Genomic DNA, 15,761 nt, shown 5'->3' with positions numbered 1-15,761 from the left:
AATAGCCTCCGGTTCACAAGCTGGCCGCCGGCAGCCTTCGGCTCACAGGCCGGCCGCCAGCAGCCGGTCCGGGGTGAGGGGCAGTTCGCGCAGCCGCAGACCTGTCGCGTGGTGCACCGCGTTGCCGATGGCCGCGGCCGTCCCGACGATGCCGATCTCCCCGATCCCCTTGCTGCCCATGGGGTTGAGGTGGGGGTCGTCCTCGTCGATCCAGTGCGCCTCGATGGCGGGCACGTCCGCGTGGGCGGGTACGTGGTAGGCGGCGAGGTCGGCCTCCGTGAAGTCGCCGAAGGTCGCGTCCATGGTGCTGCCCTCGGTCAGCGCCATGCCGAGGCCCATCGTCATCGCCCCGATGAACTGCGAGCGCGCGGTACGGGAGTTGAGGATGTGCCCGGCCGCGTACACCCCGAGCAGCCGGCGCACCCTGACCTCCCCGGACACCGTGTCGACGCCGACCTCGGCGAAGTGGGCACCGAACGCGTGCCGGGCGTAGTCGCTGTCCGCGTCGGCGTCGCCCGCGGTGTCGGCGGTGGCCCCGACGCCCTCCGGAGGCAGCTGCTGGTCCCGCTGCCCGGCCAGGCGCGCGGCCAGTCGTGTGCAGGCCTCGTGGACGGCCCAGCCCCACGAGGCCGTCCCGGAGGAGCCGCCCGCCAGCGGCGCGTTGGGAAGGTCGCTGTTGCCGATCTCGGTGCGTACGGAGTCCAGCGGGACGCCGAGCACGTCGGCGGCGACCTGGGCGAGCACGGTGCGGGCGCCCGTACCGATGTCGGTCGCGTTGACGCGGACCACGAAGCTGCCGTCGGGGTAGGCGTGTGCGCTCGCCCGGCTCGGCGCGACGACCACCGGGTAGGTGGCCGAGGCGACCCCGCTGCCGACGAGGACGGTGCCCTCCATGCGCGAGCGGAGGCCCGGGTCGCGCTCGGACCAGCCGAAGCGGCGGGCGCCCTCGCGCAGGCATTCGGCGAGGTGACGGCTGCTGAACGGCTTGGCGGAGTCGGGCTCGGTGTCGGTGTCGTTGCGCAGGCGCAGTTCGACGGGGTCCATGCCGAGGGTCGCGGCCAGCTCGTCCATCGCCGACTCCAGGGCGTACATGCCGGGCGCCTCGCCGGGGGCGCGCATCCAGGAGGGGCTCGGCACGTCGAGGGGCACCACGCGGTGGGTGGTGCGGGCGTGCGGCGAGGGGTACATGACGCGCGTGGCGGCGGCGGCCGTCTCCGTGAACTCCTTGATGCGGGAGGTGTGCGCGGTCACTTCGTGGATCACCGAGGTGAGCCTCCCGTCCCGTTCCGCGCCCAGCCGCAGCCGGTGCAGGGTCGGCGAGCGGTGGCCCACCACGGCCGCCAACTGGCGCCGCGGCAGCACGAGTTTGACGGGCCGTCCGGTCGCGCGGGCAGCCATGGAGGCAAGGACCACGTGCGGGCGCGGCGTGCCCTTGGAGCCGAAGCCGCCGCCGACGTGCTCGGAGACGACGGTGATCTGCTCCTTGGGCAGCGCGAACAAGGACGCGAGGACATCGCGGACGGTGGTGGCGCCCTGGCTGCTGTCGTGCACCGTCAGCCGCCCGTCTTGCCACTGCGCGGTGGCCGCGTGCGGCTCCATGGGGTGGTTGTGCAGCGGCGGCACCCGGTAGGTGACGTCGACGCGGGAGGGCGCGGAGTCGAAGGCGCCTTCCGCGTCGCCGCGCACGTGTTCTCCCGATGTGCCGTCCTGGTCCTCGGGCACGAAGGCCTCGGGGTGGTCGGCCTTGAGGGTGACGTCGTGCGGTTCCTCGGCGTAGGTGACGCGGAGGGCCGCGGCGCCTTCGCGCGCCGCCTCCAGGCTGTCGGCGACGACCAGCGCGACGTACCAGCCCCGGTGCGGCACGCGCGCGTCCTGCAGCACGCCGAGCGTCGCGTCGTCCGGCTTCTCCAGGCGAGGCGCGTTCAGGTGGGTGAGGACCTCGACGACGCCGGGCACCTCCCGGGCCGCCGCGTCGTCCACGGCGCTGACCGAGCCGCGCGCCACCGTGGCCGGCACCGGCCAGGCGTAGGCGCACCCTTCGGGGGTGTGCTCGGCGGCGTAGCGGGCGGCCCCGGTCACCTTGAGGGGGCCCTCCCTGCGCTCGGCGGGCGCTCCGAGGGCGCTGACGGTGTCCGGCATGGGATTCTCCCTGGAAGCGGAGGGCAGGCGGGGCTGGGGTCAGGCGGCGGGGGTGAGTCCGCGGGCGGGGCTGGGTTCAGGCGACAGGAGGCGAGTCCGCCAGGTGCCGAAGGACGTCACACGCGAGGTTGCGGGCCAGCCGCACCTTGAACGCGTTGTCGTGCAAAGGCTCGGCCGCGGCGAGTTCGGCGTCCATGGCCGCCCAGAACGCCTGGTCGCTCGGCGCACCGCCGCGCAGTTCCTCCTCGGCGCGCCGGGCACGCCAGGGCCGGTGGGCCAGGCCGCCGAACGCGATGCGTGCCTCGCGTACGACGGAGTCCTCGACGTCCAGGACCACGGCCACCGAGGCGAGCGCGAAGGCGTACGAGGCGCGGTCGCGGGCCTTGCGGTAGGCCGAGGGCAGTCCCGCCGTGGCGCGCGGGAGCAGCACTCCGGTGATCAGCTCGCCGGGCGCGATCTCGGTGTCCTGCTCCGGACGGCCGCCGGGCAGGCGGTGGAACTCGGCGACGGGCAGGGTGCGTCGGCCCCGCACGCCGTGCAGTTCCACCTGGGCGTCGAGCGCGGCGAGCGCGACCGCCATGTCGGAGGGGTGCGTGGCGATGCACTGCGGCGAATGGCCGAGGATCGCGTGGTCGCGGTGGACGCCGTCGCGTGCGCCGCAGCCGGTGCCGGGCTCGCGCTTGTTGCACGGTTTTCCCAGGTCCTGGAAGTAGGGGCAGCGGGTGCGCTGGAGAAGATTACCGCCGGTCGTGGCGACGTTGCGCAGCTGACCCGACGCTCCCGCGAGCAGGGCCTGGGAGAGCACCGGATAGCGCTCGCGCACCAGGGGGTGGGCGGCGAGATCGCTGTTGCGGACCGTCCCGCCGGCGCGGACGGACCCGTCGGGCAGCTCCTCCACCGCGTCCAGCGGCAGCCTGCTGACGTCGATCAGCGTCCCGGGGCGTTCGACGCCCAGCTTCATCAGGTCGACGAGATTGGTGCCACCACCCAGGTAACGGGAGCCGGGGCGGCCCGCGTGGGCGGCGGTCGCCTCTTCGACACTGTAGGCGCGCACGTACCGGAAGGGCTTCACCGGGTCACGTCCTCGACGGCCTCGACGATGTGCGGATAGGCGCCGCAGCGGCACAGGTTGCCGCTGAGCCGCTCACGGATCTCGTCCCGCGTCAGCTCCACGGGGGCGCCGGTGTCCGCGCCCGGATCGGTCACGTGCGAGGGGTGGCCGGCAGCGGCCTCTGCCAGTACGCCGACGGTGGAACAGATCTGACCCGGTGTGCAGTAGCCGCACTGGAAGGCATCGCGCTCTAGGAAGGCACGCTGTACGGGGTGCACGTCCTCGCCGTCGCCGTCGCGCAGCCCTTCGACGGTGGTGATCTCGCACCCCTCATGGGCGACGGCAAGCAGCAGACAGCTGTTGGCGCGCCTCCCGTCGACGAGGACGGTGCAGGCACCGCACTGGCCGTGATCGCAGCCCTTCTTGGCTCCGGTCAGGCCCATCTGCTCGCGCAGGACGTCGAGCAGCGTCGAACGGTGGTCGACGGTGGGACGGCAGGGCGTGCCGTTCACCGTCAGGGGCACTTGCGACCGGTACACATCGGTCCCCATGGCGCTCTGCTCCCTCGTCGAAGCGGGATCTGCGGTTGACCGCGTATCCAGCCTGGGTCAGGAGACACGTTCCGGCATGTCGTGCGCGTCCGCGGGCCGCCGCTCACGGCCCGCGGACGCGTCACGTCACATCACGTCACGTCACGTACGTCACGGCTTGCGGGCGAGGCCGCCGTGCTCGCCGATGGGCTCCGGGGTGGGGGAGTCGGGGGCGGGGCGCCAGAAGGGAACCGAGACCACACCGGGCTCAAGGAGTTCCAGGCCGTCGAAGAACGCCGTGATCTGCTCGACGGGGCGCAGGAAGTAGGGGACGGCGCCCGTCTCGTTGTAGGCGTCCTGGGCCTGTTCGTAGGCGGTGTCGGTGCCTCGGGAGCCGTCGTTGATGGAGAGATAGCTGCCGGAGGGCAGGCCGTCCACCAGGCGGGTGACGATGGCACGCGCCTGGTCGTAGTCGGCGACGTGGCCCAGGATGTTGCTGAGGATCAGCGCGGTGGGGCGGGAGAGGTCGAGCGTCTCCGCAGCGGCCGCCAGGATGCGGTCGGGGTCGGAGAGATCGGCGTCCACGTACGCGGTCGCGCCCTCGGGCGTGGAGGTCAGCAGGGCACGGGCGTGCGCGAGGACCATCGGGTCGTGGTCGACGTACACGATCCTGGTGCTGGGATCGAGCCGCTGGGCCACCTCATGGGTGTTGTCTACAGTCGGCAGCCCGGTCCCGATGTCCAGGAACTGCGTGATGCCCGCCTCCGACACCAGATAGGTGATGTTGCGGCGCAGGAAGGCGCGGCTGCTGCGGGCAACGGTGACGATGCCGGGGAAAACAGCGCTGTAGGCGTCGCCGGCCTCTTCGTCGACGGGGTAGTTGTCCTTCCCGCCAAGCCAGTAGTTCCAGATCCGGGCCGAGTGCGGCACCGATGAGTCGATCTTCTGATGCGCCGCAGGTCCGGGCGTCGTGGCGTGGTCGGTCATGGGTAGCGTCCGTCTTTCCACCGAGGCGAGAACTGTTCAACACACAACCTACGTCCCAACCGCACGAACGCGTACACCAGTTCATGCTCTCGGCGCGGCATCTGCCTGTTCCGTTTCTCCCCAGGCCAACACGATCCCGGGCACGACGAGCAGGAGAATCGGACGTTGCGGCAGCCGGTCGTGTCGGCTCCATGGCGGGACCCCGCCGCCTCCGCGAAGATGTCTCCCTCGCGCGGGCGCCCCGTCAGGCTCTGTGGGGTCTGGGTGCCCGGTAGGGAGGGCATCGCGATGGGATTACACGCGGCGGCCGGGCGGCGGCGTAGGCCGGTCATCGTTGTGGCGCTTGGTGGCGCGATGCTCGCCGCCCTGTTGTCCATTCCGAGTGCGGGGGGAGCGCCGCGTTCGGCCGATGCTTGTGGCAGCGTCGGGACCGAGCTGCCGCGTGGCGACTGTGGGCCGTTCTGGCAGGTCGTGGCCGAGGACTTCAATGGTGATCGGGTGCCGCTGGGGGCATTCAGTGACTGTGATCATCATGCCGATACCTCCGCCGCCTACTGCGACGGCCTCGACGGCGCCTATCGCGACAACTGGTGGGCCTACCCGACCGGTTGGCGTGACACCTCCAACGATCGCGGGCGTGATGTCGTCGGTGTCTACCACCCGGAGGACACCGTGAGCGTGGGCCCTGCGGAGAACGGTGACGGCCGTATGCGCATCCGCATGTGGCGGCCCGCCGACGGAGGTCCCGTGCACGCCGCCGCTGTCGTACCGCGCGCTGTCATGCAGATGAAGTACGGCAAGTACAGCGCCCGCATCAAGGTGACCAAGCCGGCCCCCGGTTACAAGTCGGCCTGGCTGCACTACGGCGGAGGCTGCGAGATGGACCACCCCGAGGGGAACTGGTCGGGGTCCCTCACCGCCTTCCATCATCCGTGCGGCGGCGGCGAACAGGGTTACTTCCGCGGCGCCGACACGTGGACCGAATGGCACACGGTGTCGACCGAATGGACCCCGGGACATGTGCGCTTCTTCGTGGACGGACGGGAGACCGGACACGACACCCGGGGCGTCCCCGACCGGCCGCTCTCCTGGATCCTGCAGAACGAGAGCGCGCTGGAAGGCCCGGGCGCGGCGCCCGGCAGCAGCGCGCAGCTGGAGATCACCTGGGTCGCCGCCTACGCGTACGACTGGAAGTAGATCGGGAGGGCACCCGAGCCCGAGTGCTGCCGTGGGGCGGGCGTGGCGGTCTTACGCGTGCGCGAACGGTGAGGTTTCAGCGGGAGCAGTTCGGCAAAGCGTACAAATATGGTGCAAATCGGCTACACGATGATGACCGAGCAGGCGGGCCCCCGTGCCCTCGTCGACGACCTCGTCGCGGCGGAGCAGGCCGGGTTCGACTTCTCCGTCACCTCGGACCACTACTTCCCCTGGCTCGACTCGCAGGGACACGCGCCCTACGCGTGGAGCGTGCTCGGCGCGGCGGCGCAGGCGACCTCGCGGATTCCGCTCATGACGTACGTGACCTGCCCGACGGTGCGATATCACCCCGCCGTGGTGGCGCAGAAGGCCGCGACGATGCAGCTCCTCTCCGAGGGCCGCTTCCGGCTCGGCCTCGGCTCGGGCGAGAACCTCAACGAGCACGTCGTCGGCGCGGGCTGGCCGTCGCCGCAGGTGCGCCTGGAGATGCTGGAGGAGGCGGTGGACATCATCCGCGCGCTGTTCACCGGCGACAACGTCAATCACCAGGGCACCCACTTCGACGTGTCGAACGCCCGCCTGTGGGATGTCCCCGACAAGCTGCCGCCCATTGGAGTGGCCGTTTCCGGCGGACGGTCCTGCGCGCTGGCCGGGCGCAAGGCCGACCTGGTCATCGCCACCGAGCCCAAGGGCGACCTGGTCGAATCCTTCGACCGGCACGGCGGCAGCGGCAAGCCCCGCGTCGGCCAGCTCCCCGTCTGCTACGACACCGACAAGGACGCGGCCATCGCCCGCGCGCACGACCAGTTCCGCTGGTCGGTCGGCGGCTGGCCCGTCAACTCCGAACTCCCCGGTCCTTCCGGCTTCGCGGGCGCCACCCAGTTCGTCACCCGCGAGGACATGGCGAAGCAGGTCCCGTGCGGCGACGACGTCGACACCTTCGTGGAGGCCGTACGCCCCTTCGTCGAGGCGGGCTTCACGGAAGTCGCCCTCGTCCAGGTCGGCGGCGACCAGCAGCGCCCCTTCATCGACTGGGCGGAGAAGAAGCTGCTGCCCGCGCTGCGCGAGCTCTGAGCATCACCTCAGATACCTGCCCGCACATCGGGTACCCGTGATCACACATCAGGCCCCGCGACCCCACTGGAGCACAGCGTGAACGACACACCCGACCCGGCAACCCCCACCGCCCAGTCCGACTCCCCGGACCTGGTGCAAGTGGTACTCGGCGAGTGCTCCGCGGCCGACGCGGACGCCGTCTTCGGGGTGCTGCGCACCCACTTCCCCTCCGACCGCGGCGAGGACGCGCCCCACCGCACGGAACAGCCCCGCCCCGCCGTCTGGACCGGCGGTTTCCTCGCCGCCGAAAGTACGGGACCGGTTCGCGGTGTGCTGCTCGCGGGGCCGGTCACCGCCGACCTCCAGGGCAGCCCGGTGGCGGTGGACCGGCTGCGGTCCACGCTCGAATCGGCCTTCGTGGTCTCGCCGCGGGGCAACGTGTCGGGTGACCAGGAGGTGCAGGTCCAACTGCGCCTGACGGGCGCCGAAGAGGGTGAGCCGCCGCTGCCGGGCCACTGAGCGGCAGGGCGTACTCCGGCGGGGGTCACTCGCCTCCGTCGAACATGGCGACCAGGCCGTGCGGCGCGTCGTCGCCGAAGAGGAGCTCGTGGAGCCGGGCGCCGTCCGCGGCGGCGGCGCTGCGGGGGAACATGGCCTGCTCGTATGAGGTGAGGGCGGCCTCTATGTCTCGCGGGTTCGTGGCTATGGCCTTGCCGAGTTCGGCGCCGTCGTACATGGCCAGGTTGGCGCCCTCGCCGGTCGGCGCGGCGAGGTGGGCGGCGTCGCCGAGCAGGGCGCCTCGCCACGGGACCCGGCGCGATCTACTGGCATGTCGCGGGCAAGGAGGAGCTGCTCAACGCCGCCACCGACGCCGTCATCGCCGACACCGTGGCCGCCGACACCACCGAGGCGACGCCGCAGGAGGCGATCCGCGCCCTCGCGCTCGGCGTGTTCGACGCGATCGAGGCGCATCCGTGGGTCGGTACACAACTCTCCCGCGCCCCGGGGCAGTCGCCGATGCTGCGGGTCTTCGAACACATCGGACGCCAGGCCCAGGCGCTCGACGTACCTCGCCCGGCCCAGTTCACGGCCGCGTCCGCGTTCCTGAACTACATCCTCGGCGTGGGCGGCCAGAACGCGGCCGACGCACGCGCACACCAGGCACGCCGACCCGACACGAGCCGCACCGACTTCCTCGACGCCGCCGCGGCCGCGTGGTCCGACCTCGACCCCGAGGAGTACGCGTTCCTCCGCAGCGTCGCGGACCAGCTACGCGTGCACGACGACCGGGCGGAGTTCCTCGCCGGGATCGACCTCATCCTGACCGGCGTCACGGCCGGTCACTGATCGGTCGGGCCGTGCCAGACCGTCGTGGCGTTGCAGAACTCGCGGATGCCGTGGCCCGCCAGCTCGCGTCCGTAGCCCGAGCGCTTGATGCCGCCGAAGGGCAGGCCGGGGTGGGAGGCGGTCATGCCGTTGAAGAAGACGCCGCCTGCCTGGAGGTCCCGTACGCAGCGTTCGATGTCCGCGTCGTCGCGCGTCCACACATTCGAGCTGAGGCCGAACGGCGAGTCGTTGGCCAGGGTCACGGCCTCGTCCAGGTCCGCCACGCGGTAGAGCGTGGCGACCGGGCCGAACGCCTCCTCGCGGTGGATGCGCATCTGCTCGGTCACGTCGGCGAGGACGGTGGGGGAGTAGTACCAGCCCCGCTCCTGCTCATTGGGGCGCTGGCCGCCGCACAGCGCGGTGGCGCCGTGGGTGAGCGCGTCGTCGACGAGTTCCTCCAGGTCGGCGCGGCCCTGTTCGGTGGAGAGCGGACCGACGTCCGTGTCCTCGCTCGCCGGGTCACCGACGGTCAACTCCCGCATGCCCGCGACGAAACGCTCCCGGAAGGCGTCATAGACGTCCGTGTGCACGATGAAGCGCTTGGCGGCGATGCAGGACTGGCCGTTGTTCTGCACCCGGGCGGTCACCGCGGTCGCGGCGGCACGCTCGACGTCGGCGCTCGGCAGCACGAGATAGGGGTCGCTGCCGCCCAGTTCCAGGACGGTCTTCTTGATCTCGTCGCCCGCGGTGGAGGCCACCGAGCGTCCTGCCGGTTCGCTGCCGGTGAGGGTCGCGGCGACCACCCGGTCGTCGCGCAGGAGGCCCTCGACGGCGCCCGAGCCGATCAGCAGCGTCAGGAAGCAGCCCTCGGGGAACCCGGCGCGGCGGAAGAGGTCTTCGAGGTACAGGGCGGTCCGCGGCACGTTCGACGCGTGCTTGAGCAGACCGACGTTGCCCGCCATGAGGGCGGGCGCGGCGAACCGTACGACCTGCCACAGCGGGAAGTTCCACGGCATCACCGCGAGCACGACGCCGAGCGGGCGGTAGCGGACGATCGCCCGGCTCGCCCCGGAGTCCTCGACGTCGGCCTGATCGGGGTGCTCGTCCGCCAGCAGGCCCTCGGCGCGCTCGGCGTACCAGCGCATGGCCTTCACGCACTTGGCCGCTTCGGCCCTGGCCGCCTTGATGGGCTTGCCCATCTCGGTGGTCATGGTCCGCGCGATGGACGCGTTGTCCTCTTCCAGCAGGTCCGCGGCCCGGTTCATGAGCCGGGCACGCTCGGAGAAGGCGCTGGTGCGGTAGTGGCCGAACGCGGCGTGGGCCGCCGCCACCCGGCGCTCGACCTCCGCGTCCTCGAGCGGCTCGAAGGTCTCGAGTGTCTCGCCGGTGGCGGGATTGACCGTGGCGATGGGCATGCCGTTCCTCCTCGGGACGCCTAGCGCGACTGCGAGGGACCCTGGTGGGGCTCCTCCCAGGAGTTCGCGCGCGGCTGGGGCTCCTGCGGTGGGTTGGGGCGCCGGGTGACCTGCCGCCGTCCGAACCAGAAGAGGGCGAGCAGCACGAGGACGATCACCACGCCGATGATCAGCAACAGTGACGAGGATCCGCCTGCGGCGAGGGTCATGTACGGCCTCCGAATTCACCCTAGAGCGACCTGCGCGGGGAAGCATGCGCAGGACGTGCGAGTGCCCTGACATGTGGAGCGCACACTTCCCCCGCCCGGGGTGATCAGAGAATTTCCAGGGGCTCCTTGCGCACCGGCGCCGGGAACGCGGCGTCCAGTGCCTTGAGGTCCGCCTCGGTGAGGCTGACGTCGAGGGCGCCGTGGTTCTCCTCCACGTGCGCCGGGGTGGACGCCTTCGGGATGGCGATGACGTCGTCGTGCCGCAGCACCCAGGCGAGCGCCACCTGCATCGGGGTGCAGCCGTGCTCCGATGCCACGGACTCCAGGGCCCGCTGACCGAGCAGGCGTCCCTGCTCCAGCGGTGAGTACGCCATCAGAGGCACCGCACGCTCACGGCACCAGGGGAAGAGGTCGTACTCGGGGCCGCGGCGGGTGAGGTTGTAGAGCACCTGGTCCGTCTGCGGGAGGGCCCCGTCGGGGAGTTCCGAGAGGTCGTCGACATCGAGGTTGCTCACGCCCCAGGCGCCGATGCTGCCGCTGCTCACCAGACCTTCGAGGGCCTCGACGGTCTCGGCGAGGGGCACCCCGCCCCGCCAGTGCAGGAGATACAGGTCGATCCGGTCGGTGCCCAGGCGGCGCAGGCTGGCCTGGCAGGCGTCGACGGTGCCGCGGGCGTCGGCGTTCGACGGCAGCACCTTGCTCACCAGGAACACCTCGTCCCGCCGCCCGCGGATCGCCTCGCCGACCAGCTCCTCCGAGGCACCGCTGCCGTACATCTCCGCGGTGTCGATCAGCGTCATGCCCAGGTCCAGGCCCCTGCGGAGGGAGGCGAGCTCCTCGGCGCGGCGCGCGGGGTCGTCGCCCATGCGCCAGGTGCCCTGGCCCAGGGCGGGCACGCTCACTCCGGAGGGGAACGTCACCGTCTTGGCCGCTGTCATCGCATGTCCCTTCTCGTGTCTTCGCGTGTACGTCCGCGTGTGCGGGCCACGGACGTCACGCCGTGACTTTCACACTGCCGTACGCCGACGCACAACCGCTCACCACCAGTACGCGGGATAGCGCGGCGCGCCGGGCCGGGCGCACGAGGCCGCCCACCCCGCGAGGACGAGCACGACGACCGCCCCGGCGAGCAGAGGCACGAACGTCGCGGGCCGGGGGTGGTGCAGGACGATGACGACCGCGGTGGCGCAGGCCGGTGAGTGCGGGGTGCGCGCCACGGTCATCACGGCGAGGCCGAGGCCCGCGGCCAGCGCCGCGGCCCATGGGGCGCTGCCGAACGCCGCCAGGATCGCGTACCCGACACCCGCGCACAGCAGGTGCCCCGCGATCACGCTGCGCGGCTGGGCAAGGGCCAGCCCGGGAGCGCTGTGCACGATCGCCGCGGATGCCGCCAGCGGGGGTATGAGCACCGGCTCGTGGACGACGGAACCGACCGCCACCAGGGCCAGCAGTACCGCGGTGACGGCGCTGATGTTGTGCAGGGTGGTGCTCGTCGGCGGCGGGGCGGGGGCGCGGCCCACGAGGCGGGGCAGGATGCGGGGACGGACGGGGAGGGGCGGGCTCGGCGGGACAGGCGCGGGCGGCGCCTCGATCATTTCGTCGGTGCTCAAGTAAGGACGTTCCGGACTTCAGCCGACGGGAAACCCGGACGGCGGGATGACAAAGGGCAGGAGTCGCCACGGCCGCCCCTGCGGTCGGCAGCGAGCGCGGGGGCGGCCGTGGCCCGGGGTCGGGGCGTCCGCGTACTCACCCAAGATCCTACGAAGCCCGGTCACGGGACCTGCGGCCAGGTCCCGTGACCACCCTGCTGACCAGGCGTGACACGGATCAGTGGGGGATCAGTGGGGTGCCTTCCCGGCCGGTTCCGCGGCTCCGGGCGCGCTGTGCGGCTCGCGAGGATCACCGGCACCGGCATTGGCTCCAGCTCCGGCACCGGCACCACCTTCGGCACCAGCCCCGGTGCTGCCCGTGCCCCGCAGCCGCGCGAAGGAGAAGAAGCCCGCCGCCGCCATGACGCAGGCCGCCCCGATCGCGGCGTAGCCCATCCCGTGGGTGAAGGCGTCGCGCGCGGCCGACAGCACCCTCTGCGCCGTCTCGTCCGGGAGACGCGCGGCCACCGTCGTCGCCCCGCCCAGGGTCTCGCGTACCGCGTCGGCCTGCGGGATGCCGGGCGGCAGGGCGTCGGCCATGTCGCGGCTGTAGACCGCCGAGCCGATGGAGCCGAGGATCGCCATGCCCAGGGCGCCGCCCAGTTCCTGGCCCGACTCCAGGACGGCCGCGGCCGAGCCCGCACGCTCCGGCGGGGCGGCTCCCAGGGCGAGTTCGTTGGCGAGCGTCATGGCGGCGACCAGGCCACCCGCGTAGACCGAGGCCGCGGCCAGGGTGACCCAGAGAGCCGTGTCGGTGTGCACCTGGGTCAGCCACAGGAAGCCGCAGGCGGACACGAGGAAGCCGCCGCCCATGACATACGCGCGGTCGACACGCTGCGCGAACACCGCCGCGGTCGGAGCCATGACGGCCATGCCCGCGGCCGGCACCATGCTCCACAGGGCGGCCTCGAAGGGGCTCATGCCGCGGACGGACTGCAGGTACTGCGTGAGGAAGACGGCCATGCCCACCGTGGCGAACATGGCGAGGAGATTGGCGACCATCGGGCCGCCGAAGGCGCGGCGGCCAAGGAGCCCGAGGTCGATCATCGGGTGCGCCAGGCGCTGCTGGCGGTGCACGAAGACGTAGCCGAGCACCAGACCCGAGGTGACGCCGAGGGCGGGCAGGGGCTCGTAGCCGTGCTGGGCCATCTCCTTGATGCCGTAGATGACGGGGAGCAGGGCGGCGAGCGAGAGCGCCGCGCTCAGGACGTCGAAGCGGCCCTGTTGCGGCGACTTGAACTCCGGCACCAGGAACGGCACCAGGGCGAGCAGCAGCACCATGGCGGGCAGATTGATCAGGAAGACCGAGCCCCACCAGAAGTGTTCCAGGAGCAGGCCGCTGACCACGGGGCCCAGCGAGATGCCGGTGGTCATGACGGCCGTCCACACGGTCACCGCCTTGCGGCGCTGCTTTTCGTCCCAGAAGAGGTTGCGGATCAGGGCGAGCGTCGAGGGCATCAGGGCGGCGCCGCCGAGCCCGAGCAACGCCCTTACGGCGATGAGCAGTTCGGCCGAGTGCGCGTAGGCGGCGGCGACCGAGGCGGCGCCGAAGACGGCGGCGCCCGTGAGCACCAGCGTGCGCCGGCCGATCCGGTCGCCGAGGGCGCCCATCGTGATGAGCAGCCCGGCGAGGACGAAGCCGTACATGTCCAGGATCCACAACTGCTGTGTGGCGCTGGGCTCCAGGTCCTGACTGATGTACGGAATGGCGAAGTAGAGGATCGAGACGTCCATCGAGACCAGCAGCAGGGGCAGCATCAGGACGCCGAGTGCGGACCATTGCCTGCGGCCCGCGCGGGGGCGGGGTGTGTTCTCCATGACCGACACGGAATCGGGTCGACGCGTATGCCGCAAACAATGGCCTAGTGCACCTCCGCCGGTGGCCCCGCTGAACTGGCGAAGCGGCACACCAGTGCACTAGTACAGTGCTGTCATGACCGCCGACCCGCCCTATCTCCGCATCGCGCGCGACATCCGTCACCGGATCGACTCCGGTGCTCTCGCTCCGGGCGACCGGGTCCCCTCCACCCGGCACATCACCCAGGAATGGGGAGTGGCGATGGCGACCGCCACGAAGGCGCTCACCGCGCTGAAGCAGGAGGGTCTGGTGCGCGCCGTGCCCGGTGTCGGCACGGTGGTGGCGGAGCCCGTGCGGGAACGCGGTGCCGCGTCGGGGCAGGGGCTGACGCGCGAACGCATCATCCGCTCCGCGATCGCCTTCGCCGACGCGGAGGGCCTGGCGGCGCTGTCCATGCGCCGTGTCGCGGCCGAGTTCGGGGCCTCCACCATGGCGCTGTACCGGCATGTCCCGAGCAAGGGTGAGCTCGTACGGCTGATGTCGGAGGCAGTGTTCAGCGAGGAGCCCTCGGGCCCGCGGCCGCACGGCTGGCGTGCCCAACTGGCGCAGGAGGCACGGTGGTTGTGGGAACGCTATGAGCGCCACCCCTGGCTGGGGCGGGCCATGGCCGGACTGACCCGGCCGATGGCCTCACCTCATGCGATGCGCTACACGGAGCGGGTCCTTGGCGCCCTGAGCGGGCTCGGGCTCTCGCCGTACCAGATGATCCATGTCCATCTCACGCTGCTGGGGTACGCCCAAGGCGTCACCCTGGCCATGGAGCTGGAGTCCCAGGCGCGGCAGGACACCGGCATGACCCCCGAGGAGTGGATGGCGTCGAACGAGCCCCGGATGGACGCGATCCAGTCCAGCGGGGCCTATCCGGTCCTCCTCGACCTCTTCGGCGACGACGACTTCGATCTCGAACTGGGCACGCTCTTCGAGTTCGGACTCGAGCGCTTCCTGGACGGGGTCGAGGCGCTCATCGCCAGGCACTGAGGGGAGCTGTCAACGCACCAGGCAGGGGCGCTTGTTGTCGAACTGCCAGTCGGGGATGAGATAGCGCATGCCGGTGGCGTCGTCGCGCGCGCCCAGGGCCTTCTCCTTGTAGAGGTCGTGGGCCGCCAGGAGCCGGTCCATGTCGAGCTCGACGCCAAGTCCAGGGGCTTCGGGTACGGCGATCTCCCCGTCGACGATGCGGGGCGGGGCGGTGGTGAGGCGTTCCAAACCCTCCTGCCAGATCCAGTGGGTGTCCAGGGCGTTGTAGTCGCCGGGGGCCGCGGCCCCGCAGTGGGTGACCATCGCCAGGGATATGTCGAAGTGGTTGTTGGAGTGGCACCCCCAGGTGAGGCCCATCGCGTTGCACAACTGCGCCACGCGCACGGAGCCCTGCATGGTCCAGAAGTGCGGGTCGGCCAGAGGGATGGAGACCGACTGCAGGGCCAGGGCGTGGGTCAGCTGCCGCCAGTCGGTGGCGACCATGTTGGTGGCGGTCGGCAGTCCGGTGGCCCGGCGGAACTCGGCGAGGACCTCGCGGCCCGAGTAGCCGCCCTCGGCGCCACAGGGGTCCTCGGCGTAGGCGAGGGTGTCGGTCAGGGGAGCGCACAGTTCGATCGCCTCGCGCAGGGACCAGGCGCCGTTGGGGTCGAGGGTGATGCGGGCCTGGGGGAAGCGGTCCTTCAGGGCGCGTACGGCCGCGACCTCCTCGGCGCCTGCCAGGACGCCGCCCTTGAGCTTGAAGTCCCGGAAGCCGTAACGGTCGTAGGCGGCTTCGGCCTGCCGGACGATCGCCTCGGGGGTCAGGGCTTCTTCGTGCCGGATGCGGTGCCAGCCGACGGAGGCGTTCGGCTCGCGGACGTAGTCGAGGTCGGTGCGATCGGGGTCGCCGACATAGAAGAGGTAGCCGAGCACGCGCACGGAGGCGCGCTGCTGTCCGTCGCCGAGCAGCGCCGCCACGGGCACCTCCAGGTGCTGGCCCAGGAGGTCGAGCAGCGCGGACTCGACGGCGGTGACGGCGTGGACGGCGGTGCGCAGATCGAAGGTCTGGGCGCCGCGGCCGCCGGCGTCGCGGTCGGCGAAGCGGTCGCCGATCTCGCGCAGGACGCGCTTGAAGTCACCGACGCGGGCGCCGACGACGAGGGACTCGGCGTCGCGCAGGGTCTGGGTGATCTTCTCGCCGCCCGGCACCTCGCCCAGGCCGGTGCGGCCGTCGGAGTCCTTGAGGACCACGATGTTGCGGGTGAAGTAGGGGCCGTGGACGCCGGAGAGGTTGAGCTCCATGCAGTCCCGGCCGGCGACCGGGTAGACGCTGAACGCGGTGACGATCGGCTGCCTGTTCATGATCGGCGATTCCTCAGGTGTGAGA

14 protein-coding genes and 2 pseudogenes are annotated in these 15,761 nt (G+C 71.6%); 5 read left to right on the top strand and 11 right to left on the bottom strand.

Annotated features, from left to right (window positions below):
- Positions 1-42: 42 nt before the first annotated feature.
- From ACWFRU_RS11690 to ACWFRU_RS11675, 4 genes are all read right to left on the bottom strand, one after another.
- Positions 43-2,139 carry a xanthine dehydrogenase family protein molybdopterin-binding subunit gene (locus ACWFRU_RS11690; protein ID WP_453685953.1) on the bottom strand — a complete coding sequence of 699 codons (2,097 nt, stop codon included), beginning with the start codon at positions 2,137-2,139 and terminating at the stop codon, positions 43-45.
- Between the two features lie 76 nt (positions 2,140-2,215).
- On the bottom strand, positions 2,216-3,211 hold the full coding sequence (locus ACWFRU_RS11685) for an FAD binding domain-containing protein (RefSeq protein ID WP_453685952.1): 996 nt from the start codon (positions 3,209-3,211) through the stop codon (positions 2,216-2,218).
- Positions 3,208-3,741 carry a 2Fe-2S iron-sulfur cluster-binding protein gene (locus tag ACWFRU_RS11680; RefSeq protein ID WP_453685951.1) on the bottom strand — a complete coding sequence of 178 codons (534 nt, stop codon included), beginning with the start codon at positions 3,739-3,741 and terminating at the stop codon, positions 3,208-3,210. Before ACWFRU_RS11680 ends, ACWFRU_RS11685 begins: the two co-directional genes overlap by 4 nt.
- 150 nt (positions 3,742-3,891) lie before the next feature.
- A complete protein-coding gene (locus ACWFRU_RS11675) occupies positions 3,892-4,707 on the bottom strand; it encodes an SAM-dependent methyltransferase (protein ID WP_453685950.1) in 816 nt (271 codons plus the stop codon).
- A 498-nt stretch (positions 4,708-5,205) separates the two neighbouring features.
- On the opposite strand from ACWFRU_RS11675, the gene ACWFRU_RS11670 reads away from it, so the two are divergent.
- The 3 genes from ACWFRU_RS11670 (at position 5,206) to ACWFRU_RS11660 (ending at position 7,479) form a co-directional block, all read left to right on the top strand.
- The gene (locus ACWFRU_RS11670; RefSeq protein ID WP_453685949.1) at positions 5,206-5,904 is read left to right on the top strand and encodes a glycoside hydrolase family 16 protein; all 699 of its coding nucleotides are present in this window, start codon (positions 5,206-5,208) and stop codon (positions 5,902-5,904) included.
- 108 nt (positions 5,905-6,012) lie between these two features.
- Entirely contained in the window at positions 6,013-6,978 is a 966-nt protein-coding gene (locus tag ACWFRU_RS11665) for an LLM class F420-dependent oxidoreductase (protein ID WP_453685948.1), read from the top strand.
- A gap of 78 nt (positions 6,979-7,056) precedes the next feature.
- A complete protein-coding gene (locus tag ACWFRU_RS11660) occupies positions 7,057-7,479 on the top strand; it encodes a hypothetical protein (RefSeq protein WP_453685947.1) in 423 nt (140 codons plus the stop codon).
- A gap of 25 nt (positions 7,480-7,504) precedes the next feature.
- Here ACWFRU_RS11660 and ACWFRU_RS11655 read toward each other — a convergent pair.
- Positions 7,505-7,753: pseudogene (locus tag ACWFRU_RS11655) on the bottom strand (FAD-dependent oxidoreductase); the annotation flags it as partial.
- Between ACWFRU_RS11655 and ACWFRU_RS11650 the strand changes: the two are divergent.
- Positions 7,741-8,307: pseudogene (locus ACWFRU_RS11650) on the top strand (TetR/AcrR family transcriptional regulator); the annotation flags it as partial. The pseudogenes ACWFRU_RS11655 and ACWFRU_RS11650 overlap by 13 nt on opposite strands.
- Here ACWFRU_RS11650 and ACWFRU_RS11645 read toward each other — a convergent pair.
- The 5 genes from ACWFRU_RS11645 to ACWFRU_RS11625 all read right to left on the bottom strand — a co-directional run bounded on the left by ACWFRU_RS11645 (position 8,301) and on the right by ACWFRU_RS11625 (position 13,377).
- A complete protein-coding gene (locus ACWFRU_RS11645) occupies positions 8,301-9,701 on the bottom strand; it encodes an NADP-dependent succinic semialdehyde dehydrogenase (protein ID WP_453685946.1) in 1,401 nt (466 codons plus the stop codon). The pseudogene ACWFRU_RS11650 and the gene ACWFRU_RS11645 overlap by 7 nt on opposite strands.
- Positions 9,702-9,721: 20 nt before the next feature.
- The gene (locus tag ACWFRU_RS11640; RefSeq protein ID WP_453685945.1) at positions 9,722-9,910 is read right to left on the bottom strand and encodes a DUF6479 family protein; all 189 of its coding nucleotides are present in this window, start codon (positions 9,908-9,910) and stop codon (positions 9,722-9,724) included.
- A gap of 104 nt (positions 9,911-10,014) precedes the next feature.
- Complete coding sequence (locus ACWFRU_RS11635) at positions 10,015-10,848, bottom strand: aldo/keto reductase (RefSeq protein WP_453685944.1); 834 nt, start codon at positions 10,846-10,848, stop codon at positions 10,015-10,017.
- 99 nt (positions 10,849-10,947) lie between these two features.
- Positions 10,948-11,520, bottom strand: a complete 573-nt coding sequence (locus ACWFRU_RS11630; RefSeq protein ID WP_453685943.1) for an HPP family protein — start codon at positions 11,518-11,520, stop codon at positions 10,948-10,950.
- A 228-nt stretch (positions 11,521-11,748) separates the two neighbouring features.
- Positions 11,749-13,377, bottom strand: coding sequence for an MFS transporter (locus ACWFRU_RS11625; RefSeq protein ID WP_453685942.1), 1,629 nt, complete (start codon positions 13,375-13,377; stop codon positions 11,749-11,751).
- A gap of 115 nt (positions 13,378-13,492) precedes the next feature.
- Here ACWFRU_RS11625 and ACWFRU_RS11620 point away from each other — a divergent pair, with 115 nt between their 5' ends.
- Positions 13,493-14,395: a TetR/AcrR family transcriptional regulator C-terminal domain-containing protein gene (locus ACWFRU_RS11620; protein WP_453685941.1), complete on the top strand. Its 903-nt coding sequence runs from the start codon at positions 13,493-13,495 to the stop codon at positions 14,393-14,395.
- A 9-nt stretch (positions 14,396-14,404) separates the two neighbouring features.
- Here the strand turns inward: ACWFRU_RS11620 and ACWFRU_RS11615 are convergent, their stop codons facing one another.
- Positions 14,405-15,736: an enolase C-terminal domain-like protein gene (locus ACWFRU_RS11615; RefSeq protein ID WP_453685940.1), complete on the bottom strand. Its 1,332-nt coding sequence runs from the start codon at positions 15,734-15,736 to the stop codon at positions 14,405-14,407.
- Between the last annotated feature and the right edge of the window lie 25 nt (positions 15,737-15,761).

It is taken from the genome of Streptomyces sp. NPDC055099, assembly GCF_053607685.1.
The sequence above is the reverse complement of the archived record's forward strand: the minus strand, read 5'-3'. Positions and strand labels throughout refer to the sequence as shown.